The sequence below is a fragment of the Stenotrophomonas sp. 22692 genome, from assembly GCF_052045015.1.
GTDB classification, from domain to species: Bacteria; Pseudomonadota; Gammaproteobacteria; order Xanthomonadales; family Xanthomonadaceae; genus Stenotrophomonas; species Stenotrophomonas geniculata.
Genome location: NZ_JBQEMR010000010.1, coordinates 70,670 through 83,210, shown reverse-complemented (window position 1 = coordinate 83,210; position 12,541 = coordinate 70,670). Strand labels below are relative to the sequence as shown.

The 12,541-nt window shown below is 63.8% G+C and carries 10 protein-coding genes and 4 tRNA genes; all 14 read right to left on the bottom strand.

The window, feature by feature from the left end; all coding sequences use genetic code 11:
• Positions 1-84: 84 nt before the first annotated feature.
• The 14 genes from rpoB to ACTJJM_RS10450 all read right to left on the bottom strand — a co-directional run bounded on the left by rpoB (position 85) and on the right by ACTJJM_RS10450 (position 12,375).
• Complete coding sequence (gene rpoB, locus ACTJJM_RS10515) at positions 85-4,239, bottom strand: DNA-directed RNA polymerase subunit beta (RefSeq protein WP_010480373.1); 4,155 nt, start codon at positions 4,237-4,239, stop codon at positions 85-87.
• A gap of 326 nt (positions 4,240-4,565) precedes the next feature.
• On the bottom strand, positions 4,566-4,934 hold the full coding sequence (rplL, locus tag ACTJJM_RS10510) for a 50S ribosomal protein L7/L12 (RefSeq protein WP_010480374.1): 369 nt from the start codon (positions 4,932-4,934) through the stop codon (positions 4,566-4,568).
• Positions 4,935-4,997: 63 nt separating this feature from the next.
• On the bottom strand, positions 4,998-5,534 hold the full coding sequence (rplJ, locus tag ACTJJM_RS10505; protein WP_010480377.1) for a 50S ribosomal protein L10: 537 nt from the start codon (positions 5,532-5,534) through the stop codon (positions 4,998-5,000).
• Positions 5,535-5,920: 386 nt separating this feature from the next.
• The gene (rplA, locus tag ACTJJM_RS10500; protein WP_004154350.1) at positions 5,921-6,619 is read right to left on the bottom strand and encodes a 50S ribosomal protein L1; all 699 of its coding nucleotides are present in this window, start codon (positions 6,617-6,619) and stop codon (positions 5,921-5,923) included.
• A gap of 4 nt (positions 6,620-6,623) precedes the next feature.
• Positions 6,624-7,052 carry a 50S ribosomal protein L11 gene (rplK, locus tag ACTJJM_RS10495; RefSeq protein ID WP_004145248.1) on the bottom strand — a complete coding sequence of 143 codons (429 nt, stop codon included), beginning with the start codon at positions 7,050-7,052 and terminating at the stop codon, positions 6,624-6,626.
• 257 nt (positions 7,053-7,309) lie between these two features.
• Positions 7,310-7,870 carry a transcription termination/antitermination protein NusG gene (nusG, locus tag ACTJJM_RS10490; RefSeq protein ID WP_004154362.1) on the bottom strand — a complete coding sequence of 187 codons (561 nt, stop codon included), beginning with the start codon at positions 7,868-7,870 and terminating at the stop codon, positions 7,310-7,312.
• A gap of 10 nt (positions 7,871-7,880) precedes the next feature.
• Positions 7,881-8,294: a preprotein translocase subunit SecE gene (secE, locus tag ACTJJM_RS10485; protein ID WP_010480389.1), complete on the bottom strand. Its 414-nt coding sequence runs from the start codon at positions 8,292-8,294 to the stop codon at positions 7,881-7,883.
• 49 nt (positions 8,295-8,343) lie between these two features.
• Positions 8,344-8,419, bottom strand: a tRNA-Trp gene (locus ACTJJM_RS10480).
• 103 nt (positions 8,420-8,522) lie between these two features.
• Positions 8,523-9,713, bottom strand: a complete 1,191-nt coding sequence (gene tuf, locus ACTJJM_RS10475) for an elongation factor Tu (protein ID WP_125431248.1) — start codon at positions 9,711-9,713, stop codon at positions 8,523-8,525.
• A 41-nt stretch (positions 9,714-9,754) separates the two neighbouring features.
• A tRNA-Thr gene (locus ACTJJM_RS10470) sits at positions 9,755-9,830 on the bottom strand.
• A gap of 49 nt (positions 9,831-9,879) precedes the next feature.
• Positions 9,880-9,953 (bottom strand) — tRNA-Gly (locus tag ACTJJM_RS10465).
• Between the two features lie 24 nt (positions 9,954-9,977).
• A tRNA-Tyr gene (locus ACTJJM_RS10460) sits at positions 9,978-10,063 on the bottom strand.
• A 137-nt stretch (positions 10,064-10,200) separates the two neighbouring features.
• On the bottom strand, positions 10,201-11,217 hold the full coding sequence (locus ACTJJM_RS10455) for an isoaspartyl peptidase/L-asparaginase family protein (RefSeq protein ID WP_049480240.1): 1,017 nt from the start codon (positions 11,215-11,217) through the stop codon (positions 10,201-10,203).
• A 138-nt stretch (positions 11,218-11,355) separates the two neighbouring features.
• A complete protein-coding gene (locus ACTJJM_RS10450) occupies positions 11,356-12,375 on the bottom strand; it encodes a cyanophycinase (RefSeq protein ID WP_049413557.1) in 1,020 nt (339 codons plus the stop codon).
• Between the last annotated feature and the right edge of the window lie 166 nt (positions 12,376-12,541).

Sequence of the window (12,541 nt, the reverse complement as noted above, 5' to 3'; positions counted from 1 at the left end):
GTTCTCCAGAAGGAGGAATGCTGTGTCGATGGGCTTTCAGTTCACTGCCAGCGGCGCGGCGGCGGACCGCCGCGCCGGCATGGATCAGTTGTCTTCCAGTTCCATGTTGATAGCCAGCGAGCGGATTTCCTTCACGAGCACGTTGAAGGATTCCGGCATGCCCGCGACCATCTCGTGCTCACCGTCGACGATGTTCTTGTACATCTGGTTGCGGCCCTGCACGTCATCGGACTTCACCGTCAGCATTTCCTGCAGGGTGTAGGCCGCGCCGTAGGCTTCCAGCGCCCAGACTTCCATTTCACCGAAGCGCTGGCCGCCGAACTGCGCCTTGCCGCCCAGCGGCTGCTGGGTGACGAGCGAGTACGGACCGGTCGAACGGGCGTGCATCTTGTCGTCGACCAGGTGGTTCAGCTTCAGGTAGTGCATGTAACCCACGGTGGTGTGGCGATCGAACGCTTCACCGGTGCGGCCGTCGTACAGCTGGGTCTGGCCACTGCTCGGCAGGTCGGCCAGTTCCAGCATGCGCTTGATTTCCGCTTCGGTGGCGCCGTCGAACACCGGAGTGGCCATCGGCACGCCGTCGGTCAGGTTGCGGGCCAGACGCAGCAGTTCCTCGTCGCTGAACTGCGACAGGTCGACACGGTTGGCCACGTTGGTGTCGTCGTGGTTGTAGATGTCATCCAGGAACTTGCGCAGGTCGGCAACGGCGGCCTGGGCCTCCATCATCGCCTGGATCTTGCGGCCCAGGCCCTTGGCGGCCCAGCCCAGGTGCACTTCCAGGATCTGGCCGATGTTCATACGCGACGGAACGCCCAGCGGGTTCAGCACGATGTCCACGGTTTCGCCCGAGGCCATGTACGGCATGTCCTCGACCGGCACCACGTTGGAGACCACACCCTTGTTGCCGTGGCGGCCTGCCATCTTGTCGCCCGGCTGGATGCGGCGCTTCACGGCCAGGAATACCTTGACCATCTTCAGCACGCCCGGGGCGAGGTCGTCACCGGCGGTGATCTTGCCGCGCTTGTCGGCGAAGCGACGCTCGAACTCCTTCTCGTGCGCCTGGATCTGCTTCTGCGCGCGCTCGATGGCTTCCGAAGCGTCCTCGTCCTTCATGCGCAGGGCGAACCAGTCAGCCTTCTTCAGGCCGTCCAGGAAGGCGTCGCTGATCACGTCACCCTTCTTCAGGCCAGCGCCACCGTTGACCACCTTGCCCACGATCTGCGAACGCAGACGCATGTAGATGGCGGCTTCCAGGATGCGGAACTGGTCGTCGAAGTCCTTCTTGACGCGCTTGATTTCAGACTCTTCGATCTGGCGGGCGCGCTTGTCCTTCTCGATGCCGTCGCGGGTGAAGACCTGCACGTCGATGACGGTGCCGTCCATGCCCGGCGGAACGCGCAGCGAGCTGTCCTTAACGTCCGAAGCCTTCTCGCCGAAGATCGCGCGCAGCAGCTTCTCTTCCGGGGTCAGCTGGCTTTCGCCCTTCGGGGTGACCTTGCCGACCATGATGTCGCCGGCGCGGACTTCGGCACCGATGTACACCACGCCGCTCTCGTCCAGGCGGTTCAGCGCCTGCTCGGAGACGTTCGGGATGTCGGCGGAGATTTCCTCCGGCCCCAGCTTGGTGTCACGCGCAACGCAGGTCAGCTCTTCGATGTGGATCGTGGTGTAACGATCCTCTTCCACCACGCGCTCGGAGAGCAGGATGGAGTCTTCGAAGTTGTAGCCGTTCCACGGCATGAACGCGATCAGCATGTTCTGGCCCAGGGCCAGTTCGCCGATGTCGGTGGACGGACCGTCGGCCAGCACGTCGCCGCGGGCGATGACGTCACCCACCTGGACCAGCGGACGCTGGTTGATGCAGGTGTTCTGGTTCGAACGGGTGTACTTGACCAGGTTGTAGATGTCCACGCCTGCGTCGGTGGCGCCAACGATCTCTTCCTCGTTGACCTTGACCACGATGCGGGCGGCGTCGATCTGCACGATCTCGCCACCACGACGGGCGTTCACGGTCACACCGGAGTCACGCGCCACGGCGCGTTCGATACCGGTACCGACCAGCGGCTTCTGCGCACGCAGGGTCGGCACGGCCTGACGCTGCATGTTGGCGCCCATCAGTGCGCGGTTGGCGTCATCGTGCTCCAGGAACGGAACCAGCGCGGCCGCGATCGACACGGTCTGCATCGGCGAGACGTCCATGAAGTGGACTTCTGCCGGCGGCTTCAGCAGCGATTCGCCCTGGAAGCGGCACGGAACGAACTGCTCGGTCAGCATGCTGTCGGCATTGGTCAGGGCGTTGGCCTGCGCAATGACGTACTCGTTTTCTTCGATCGCCGACAGGAACTCGACTTCGTCATAGACCTTGCCGTCCACGACCTTGCGGTACGGGGTCTCAAGGAAACCGTACTGGTTGGTGCGGGCGTACACGGCCAGCGAGTTGATCAGGCCGATGTTCGGGCCTTCCGGGGTTTCGATGGTGCAGACGCGGCCGTAATGGGTCGGGTGCACGTCACGCACTTCGAAGCCGGCGCGCTCACGGGTCAGGCCGCCCGGGCCCAGGGCCGAGACGCGACGCTTGTGGGTCACTTCCGACAGCGGGTTGTTCTGGTCCATGAACTGCGACAGCTGCGAGGAGCCGAAGAACTCCTTGATGGCAGCGGCGACCGGCTTGGCGTTGATCAGTTCCTGCGGGGTCAGGCCTTCCGACTCGGCCATCGACAGGCGCTCCTTGACCGCGCGCTCGACGCGGACCAGGCCCACGCGGAACACGTTCTCGGCCATTTCACCGACCGAACGCACGCGACGGTTGCCCAGGTGGTCGATATCGTCGACCACGCCGCGACCGTTGCGGATCTCGGTCAGGACCTTGATCACGTCCAGGATGTCGGAGCTGTCGCCATGGGCGGCGACCAGGCGCTTGGACTCTTCGTCGTTGCGCTCACCGTAGTACTTGCGGTCGTACAGCACGGCTTCGCCGGTGGTTTCCTTGCGGCCCACGCGACGGTTGAACTTCATGCGGCCGACCGCGGACAGGTCGTAGCGCTCGAAGGTGAAGAACAGGTTGTGGAACAGGTTCTGCGCGGCATCCTTGGTCGGCGGCTCGCCCGGACGCATCATGCGGTAGATCTCGACCAGGGCTTCCAGCTGGGTCTTGGTCGGGTCGATGCGCAGGGTGTTGGACAGGTACGGGCCACGATCCAGATCGTTCACCCACAGGGTGCCCACGGCATCCACGCCAGCCTTGCGGAAGGCCTGCAGCTGCTCGTCGGTGATCTCGTCATTGGCCTGGGCCAGCAGTTCGCCGGTCGAGGCGTCGACCACGTCGTGCGACAGGATGCGGCCGACGATGTAGTCGTCCGGCACGGCCAGGGCGGCGATGCCCGAGGCTTCCAGCTGCTTGATGTGGCGCGCGGTGATGCGCTTGCCGGCTTCCACGATGACCTTGTCGCCGTCGGCGAGGTCAAAGCCCAGGGTTTCGCCACGCAGGCGCTCCGGCACCAGCTCCAGCTGGACGCCTTCATCCGGGTTGATGTGGAAGGTGTTGATCTCGAAGAACTCGGCCAGCATCTCTTCGTTGCTGTAGCCAAGCGCGCGCAGCAGGATCGACACCGGCAGCTTGCGGCGGCGGTCGATACGGGTGAACAGCGCGTCCTTCGGGTCGAACTCGAAGTCCAGCCAGGAACCGCGGTAAGGAATGATGCGGGCGCTGTACAGCAGCTTGCCCGAGCTGTGGGTCTTGCCACGGTCGTGGTCGAAGAACACACCCGGCGAGCGGTGCAGCTGCGAGACGATGACGCGCTCGGTGCCGTTGACGATGAAGGTGCCGTTCTCGGTCATCAGCGGGATTTCGCCCAGATAGACCTCCTGCTCCTTCACGTACTTGATGGCCTTGGTCGACGACTCACGGTCGTAGATCACCAGGCGCACGGTCACGCGCAGCGGGGCGCCGTAGCTCATGCCACGCTGGCGGCACTCACGCTCGTCGAAGACCGGTTCGCCCAGCTTGTAGCCGACGTATTCCAGGGCGGCATTGCCGCTGTAGCTGGCGATCGGGAAGACCGACTTCAGCGCAGCGTGCAGGCCGTGGTCCGTGCGCTTGGCCGGATCGACGTTTTCCTGCAGGAATTCACGATAGGAATCCACCTGGATGGCGAGCAGGAACGGCACTTCGAGAATCGAGCGCTGCTTGCCGAAATCCTTGCGGATACGCTTTTTTTCGGTGAACGAATAGGACGTCATGAGGTCTTCCACCTTGTTGTGCGGATCGTGCGCCCACGATCCGAAGGGAACTTGAAATTGTCAGTTGGAAGTCGCTGGTATTGCCGGCACCAGCACGCCTTCTCCCGCTACTTCCAACTGCCAACTCGTCTGCATCCACTCCCCCGCTGCCGCGCGCTGCGCTGGCCGGCCGGGGTCTGACCGCAGCCCGTGTTGGGCTTTTTGCCGCTCGTTACATCCACGCGTGGCGTGGATCTACAACACTGCAACAACGACCAAAGGCCGGGGGCTTACGCCCCCAGCCTTGGCTGCATCGCCGTGAATCGGTGACGATGCAAGGTAACTGCTTACTTGACTTCGACAGTCGCGCCAGCAGCTTCCAGGTCCTTCTTCATCTTCTCGGCGTCGTCCTTCGAAGCGCCTTCCTTCAGGACGCCACCGGCTTCGGCCAGGTCCTTCGCTTCCTTCAGGCCCAGGCCGGTGATGGCGCGGACGGCCTTGATGACTTCGACCTTCTTGTCGCCGGCCGACTTCAGGGTGACGGTGAACTCGGTCTGCTCTTCAACAGCAGCAGCCGGGCCAGCGGCAGCGGCCACGGCAACCGGAGCAGCGGCGGAGACGCCGAACTTCTCTTCGATGGCCTTGACCAGCTCCATCACTTCCATCAGGGACTTCTCGGCGATGGCGTCGACGATCTGTTCGTTGGTAAGGGACATGATTAATACCTTTGGATGATTTTCTGGGTTGAGGTTCCGTCAGGAACCACGGTAAGTCGAAACTCAGGCGGTCTCGGCGGCCGGCTCGGCAGCGTCGGCGGCGACGTCGCCACCACCCTGCTTCTCGCCAACGGCCTTGATGGCGCGGGCAAACATCGTGACCGGCTCGGTCAGGACGCGGGCCAGCATGGCCAGGGCCTGGTCGCGGGTCGGCAGCGAGGCCAGCACTTCGACGTGGCTTGCCGGGAACACTTCGCCACCGATGGCGACGACCTTAGCCTTCAGCTTGTCGTTGCCCTTGGCGGCTTCCTTGATCAGGCGACCGGCAGCGCCGGGCTCCTCGAGCGAGAACGCGTACAGCAGCGGACCAACCATCTGGTCCTGGGCGACTGCGAACTCGGTGCCTTCAACGGCGCGCGAAGCCAGGGTGTTCTTGACAACCTTCAAGAAAACACCGGTTTCACGAGCCTGCTTGCGCATCGCGGTCATCTGGGCGACCGTGGTGCCAGCGTATTCGGCTGCGATCAAGGAGTGGGCCTTGGCGGCGACGTCTGCCAGCTCGGCGACTACTTCTTGCTTCTGGGACAGATTGAGAGCCATTGCACTCCTCCTATTGAACTCCGCTTACGGCTCCTGCCGTGTGCGGTCCTGTGCGGCATCCGTCCTGGACGCCGGGAACATCGGGATGATGTTCCGGGGGTGGGCCGTTCTAGACCTGGAGTGGGCCAACCTGGGAAACCCAGACGTGCGTGAACCAGAAAAACTCCAGAAGGGCACCATCTACGCAGGGTGATTCCGGGGAATCGATTAAGCGCTCATGACTGCTCCGGCGGCGACTCCTTGCCAGATCGAGCTTCCGTGCCCGTCGCCGGTATTGCCACGACCGCGCCTGCGGTCTTTGACGGCTACCGCGGGCGATGCACTGCCAGCGATGCCTTCAAATGTCACGGTCACGGCACCGAAGGTACCGTGACCGCTTGAAACAATTACTTCAGGGTCAGCGACGACTGGTCGACGGTGACGCCCGGGCCCATCGTCGAGCTGACCGAAACCTTCTGCAGGTAGGTACCCTTCGAGGTGGCCGGCTTGGCCTTGATCAGGTCCAGCAGCAGCGCGGTCAGGTTCGACTTCAGCGCGTCTTCGGCGAAGTCGGCCTTGCCGATGGTGCAGTGGATGATGCCGGCCTTGTCGGTGCGGTAACGGACCTGACCCGACTTGGCGTTCTTCACGGCTTCACCCGGGTTCGGGGAAACGGTGCCGACCTTCGGGTTCGGCATCAGGCCGCGCGGGCCCAGCACGGTGCCCAGCTTACCGACGACGCGCATGGCGTCCGGGGTCGCGATGACGACGTCGTAGTTCAGATCGCCGGCCTGCATCTTCTCGGCCAGGTCATCCATACCGACGGCTTCGGCGCCAGCGGCCAGGGCTTCGTCAGCCTTGGCACCGGCCGGAGCGAACACGGCGACGCGGACCGACTTGCCGGTACCGGCCGGCAGCACGGTGGAGCCACGGACCTGCTGGTCGGACTTCTTCGCATCGACGCCCAGGCGCACAGCGACGTCGATCGACTCGACGAACTTGGCCTTGGTGGCGCTCTTCAGGATGTTGATCGCGTCCTCGAAGGCGTATGCCTTACCCGGAACGACGGCGGCCTTGATGGCCTTCTCACGCTTGGTCTGTGCCATCTTATTAACCCTCCACCACGAGGCCCATGGAACGGGCAGAGCCAGCGATGGTACGCACGGCGGCGTCCAGATCGGCGGCAGTCAGATCCGGTTCCTTCGCCTTGGCGATCTCTTCCAGCTGCTTACGGGTGACCTTGCCGACCTTCTCGGTGTTCGGGCGCTTGGAGCCCGACGAAATGCCAGCGGCCTTCTTCAGCAGGGTGGTGGCCGGGGTGCTCTTGGTGATGAAGGTGAACGTACGGTCCGAGTAGGCCGTGATGATCACCGGAACCGGCAGGCCCGGCTCGAGCTTCTGCGTGGCAGCGTTGAACGCCTTGCAGAATTCCATGATGTTCAGACCGCGCTGACCCAGCGCAGGACCGACCGGCGGCGAGGGGTTGGCCTGACCGGCCTTCACCTGCAGCTTGATGTAACCGACAACTTTCTTTGCCATGTGAGTACTCTCCGGGTGCTAGCGCCTTTCGACAACAGGCTCCCCATCGGACCGGGAATCACGCGTCCCGGCATCGCGTTTTGAAATCATGCTGAAGGCCACCTTGCGGCGGCCTCGTCCTGCTGGCTTCCCAGCGGGGAGCCGCGCACTATATCAGGTTTTTTCTTCACATGCCTGAAGCGGCACGTAAACGAGAGAAACCGGGCCAAGCCCGGTTTCTTGTCCGGAGTCGAGCATGGCTCGACTCTACGACTGGATCAGACGGCCTTTTCGACCTGGCCGAACTCGAGTTCGACCGGAGTGGCACGGCCGAAGATCAGCACCGAGACGCGCAGACGGCTCTTCTCGTAGTTGACCTCTTCGACGACGCCATTGAAATCGTTGAACGGGCCGTCGGTGACGCGGACCATCTGGCCCGGCTCGAACAGCACCTTCGGACGCGGCTTCTCGACGCCTTCCTGAACGCGGTTCAGGATGGCTTCGGCCTCGGAATCGGCGATCGGCAGCGGACGGTCGGCCGTGCCGCCGATGAAGCCCATGACGCGCGGGGTTTCCTTGACCAGGTGCCAGCTTTCGTTGTCGATGCGCGGAATACCGGCTTCTTCGTGGGTCTCGATCTGGACCAGCACGTAACCCGGGAAGAACTTGCGCTCGGAGCGGCGCTTCTGGCCAGCGCGCATCTCGACCACTTCTTCGGTCGGGACCAGGACATCGCCGAAGCGCTCTTCCATGCCGTCACGGACGATGCGATCGCGCAGAGCCTGCGCCACCGACTTCTCGAAGCCCGAATAGGCGTGAACGACGTACCAACGCTTCATGCAATTCTCCTTAGCGGCTCAGGAACAGCTGAATCAGCCACTGAATGACGTAATCGAACCCACCCAGCAGCAGGCTGAGAATGGTTACCACCACCATCACGACCCAGGTCATGCGGATGGCTTCCTGGCGCGTCGGCCAGACCACCTTGCGCAGTTCGAAGCGCGACTCGGAGAGGAATTCGCGGGTGTCGCGCCCCTTGCCGGTCAGCATGAACACGCCGATACCGCCAACCAGACCGACTACAACCGCCAACGCACGCAGCTGACCCGCCCACGCACCCAGCTGGGTGGCGCGACCGGAGTCGGCGGAGAACCAGAACCAGACGAACAGACCAGCCAGCACCAGCAGCGATGCGGCGACGTACTTGACGATATCCCCGCCATTGGCGGAGTTGTCCTTGGAGTGTTCGATCTTGCTATTCATCCGGCTGTGTCTGCTTTAGCGGCCCAGGCCGCTGGATAAGGTGGGCAGATGGCACGCCAGGAGGGACTCGAACCCCCAACCTGCGGTTTTGGAGACCGCTGCTCTGCCAATTGAGCTACTGGCGTACGTATTGAAACTTGCCTTCCCTTAGACGGCGAAGGCGGACCGAGGTTCCCGGCCCGCCATTCGCGTAACCGGCGGCGCTATGCAACCACCGGCACTGCAGGCTTACTCGATGATCTTCGAGACCACGCCGGCGCCGACGGTACGGCCACCTTCGCGGATGGCGAAGCGCAGACCTTCGTCCATTGCCACCGGGTTGATCAGGGTGACGACCATCTTGACGTTGTCACCCGGCATCACCATTTCGACGCCTTCCGGCAGTGCAGCTGCGCCGGTGATGTCGGTGGTGCGGAAGTAGAACTGCGGACGGTAGCCGTTGAAGAACGGGGTGTGACGGCCGCCTTCGTCCTTCGACAGGACGTAGACTTCGCCTTCGAACTTGGTGTGCGGCTTGATCGAACCCGGCTTGGCCAGGACCTGGCCACGCTCGACGTCGTCACGCTTGGTGCCGCGCAGCAGCAGGCCAGCGTTGTCGCCTGCCTGACCCTGGTCCAGCAGCTTGCGGAACATTTCAACGCCGGTCACGGTGGTCTTCTGCACCGGACGGATGCCGACGATTTCGATTTCGTCGCCAACCTTGATCACGCCGCGCTCGATACGACCGGTCACCACGGTGCCGCGGCCCGAGATCGAGAACACGTCTTCCACCGGCATCAGGAACGGCTTGTCGATCGCGCGCTCCGGCTCCGGGATCCAGCTGTCCAGGGCGTCGACCAGCTTCAGGATGGCCGGCACGCCGATGTCGCTCTGGTCGCCTTCCAGCGCCAGGCGGGCCGAACCGGCGATAATCGGGGTGTCGTCGCCCGGGAACTCGTACTTGCTCAGCAGTTCACGCACTTCCATCTCGACCAGCTCGAGCAGCTCGGCGTCGTCAACCATGTCGGCCTTGTTCAGGAACACGACGATGTACGGCACGCCGACCTGACGCGACAGCAGGATGTGCTCGCGGGTCTGCGGCATCGGGCCGTCAGCGGCCGAGCACACCAGGATCGCGCCGTCCATCTGGGCGGCACCGGTGATCATGTTCTTGACGTAGTCAGCGTGGCCCGGGCAGTCAACGTGGGCGTAGTGACGGATCGGGGATTCGTATTCGACGTGCGCGGTCGAGATCGTGATACCACGAGCCTTTTCTTCCGGCGCGGCGTCGATCGAGGAGTAGTCCTTGAACTCGCCACCGAAGCGCTCGGCACCGATCTTGGTCAGTGCGGCGGTCAGCGTGGTCTTGCCGTGGTCGACGTGACCGATGGTGCCGACATTGACGTGCGGCTTGGTGCGCTCGAACTTACCCTTGGCCATGGCTGCTTATCTCGAATTCGTCTGAGAGGTGATGCTTAAGATGGTGCTCACGAAAGGAATCGAACCTTCGACCTCTTCCTTACCAAGGAAGTGCTCTACCGACTGAGCTACGTGAGCCGAGTTTTGCATTATGACATGAACTCGATAATATTCAAAGTTCATTCAATGGAGCGGGAGACGGGAATCGAACCCGCACCATCAGCTTGGAAGGCTGAGGTTCTACCATTGAACTACTCCCGCGCCGGGAATGTCACAACGTGAAACTGGTGGAGGGAGGTGGATTCGAACCACCGAAGGCGTAAGCCAGCAGATTTACAGTCTGCCCCCGTTGGCCGCTTGGGTATCCCTCCTTACCACCCCATTCCGTTGCCGCCGAAGCGTTGCGGTGTGTGGTGGTGAGCCGCTTATTCTGCTGATGGGACGGGGGGCTGTCAACGCTTTTTTCCACTTTTTTCACACGCTGTCGCAAACCCATTGATACGCAAGGTTATTGCCCGGGGACCGGCAGGGTCTCGCTGGCGAAAATTGCGACATGAGGGACACCGTCGCCGCCAATCCAGCCCCGATACATGCCCTGGGTGTTGAACGGCGTGGCCATTTTTCCGTCTGCGCCGAGCACGATCGCACCACCGTCGCCGCCCATCTGTGGGATCGTCTCGTTGATCACGCCCTTGCCGGCCTGCTCCGGGCTCTGCCCCTGGTAACGCATGCGCGCGCAGATCTCGTGCGCGGCGGCAGTACGGATGTAGTACTCGCCCCAGCCGGTGCCAGACACCGCACATCGCGCGTCAGCCCAGGTACCGGCGCCGATGATCGGCGAATCACCCACGCGCCCATAGCGCTTGTTGGTCATGCCACCGGTGGAGGTACCGGCGGCCAGGTGCCCCTGTGCATCCAATGCGACTGCACCGACGGTCCCGAAGTGCTTTGCGGTCTCCAGATCGGCATGCGCCTGGCCGCCGGCCTCTTCCTTCAGTGCACGCTGCAGCTGCTGCCAGCGCTTTTCCGTACGGAAGTAGGAGGGATCGACCAGAGAAATGCCCTGCTCGACCGCGAAGGCTTCGGCGCCCTGCCCGACCATCATCACATGCCTGGACTTCTGCATCACGGTCTGCGCCAGCAGGATCGGGTTGCGCACCCGCTGCACGCCCGCCACCGCGCCCGCCGCCTGGCTCGCGCCGTCCATGACGGCCGCATCCAGCTCGTTGTGGCCGTCGTGGGTGAACACCGCGCCCTTGCCGGCGTTGAAGGTGGGATCGTCCTCCAGCACGGTGATCGCGGCGGTGACAGCGGCCAGCGCGGGGCGACCCGCTGCCAGCTCCGCATGCCCCTTCAACAGGGCCGCCCGCAGCGCGTCACGTGCGGCCTTTTCCTCGGCCGGCGACAGGTCCTTGCGCTCGACGCCAGCGCCGCCGTGGATGACCAGCAGCGGCGAAGCCGTCGGTGCAGCCTGGACAAGCGTGGGCAGGGACAACAGTGCGGACAGCGCCAGGCGCAGTTTCATCGGGTACGTCTCCAGCAGGTGGGCAAGGGAGGCATCATCGTAGAGCCGAGCCCATGCTCGGCTGATGCCTCGGTTGAAAGGCAGCCGAGCGCGGGCTCGGCTCTACAGCATCCCATGCGTGGCCACAGGATCGCCGGGTCACTGGCGGATGACTTCGATCTCGCCGTCGCTGACGTCGGCCACGGCCTGGTAGTCGGCCTCGGCCTGGAAGTCATCCAGGCGCATGCGGCCGCCGCTGGCGACCACCGTTACCGGCACCGCGTGGAAGCGCAGCGGCTCGCCTTCGACCAGGCGGTCGGCATCGCGGCCGGGGCTGACCACCCAGACCTTGCCCTCGCCGTCAGCACTGTAGACCTGTGCCTGGCCATCGGGCTCCACGCACAGGGCAGTGTCTTCGTCGACGCCGATGCCGACGATGTCGGGGTTGCCACTGTCCTGGGCAGCGCGCGCCACGAACACGATCAGGCGGCCGAGCCGATCGCGCTTGTCGAAGTGGGTGTCGGTGACCACGCGCTGCAGGTAGGGCATCTGCAGGAAGCCACTGTCCATGGTCACCGCACTGCCCATCGGGTCGGCCAGCGCACCGGCGGAGGTGATGCTGCCGCCGTCCATCGCGCCGTAGGCATAGCCACCGAGGATGGCGAGCCCAGCGCTGGTACCGGCAATCGGCTTGCCGGCGCGCACATGGGCGTTGAGCGCGCGGTTGAGCGCGGTGCCCTTCCAGAAGCGGATGTAGCGGGACTGGTCGCCGCCGGCGATGAAGATGGCATCGGCTGCAGCCACCACGCGCAGCACCGCGGGATCATCGGCACCACGGCGATTGTCGAACACCAGCGTCTGCACTGCGGTGGCCCCGCCGATCTCGCGATACAGGCGGTCCTGCAGTTCGTCACTGCCAGAAGCGCGCAGGATCAGCACGCGGCCATTGCCAGCCTGCTTCAGCCACCAATGGAAGGCTTCCGGCACCCATTCGCCACCGCCCATCAGCATCATGGCCGGCGCGCGCGGACCGGGCCGGGGTGCGTCGAGATCCCCGGCTTCGTAGTAGGCGAAGCCCGGGCCCTGCAGGTCCTGCGCAAGGGCGGCCAACGGCACGGCCAACACCACCAGCGCCAGCCAGGCGAAGGGGGCACGCAGGGTCCGATGGAGGCGTCGCATCTTGATCTCCCTGAACAAAATCGACTTGCAAGCGTTTTCACTCTTTGCCAGATAGGGATCCAGTAGTCAAGGGCATGAAAAAGGCGTTAAATGCGCGCGCCCATTCCGGAAATCTGAATGGGGGACAGGGCCCCTCCTCTGCGGGCCGGCTTCATTTCCGAGAATT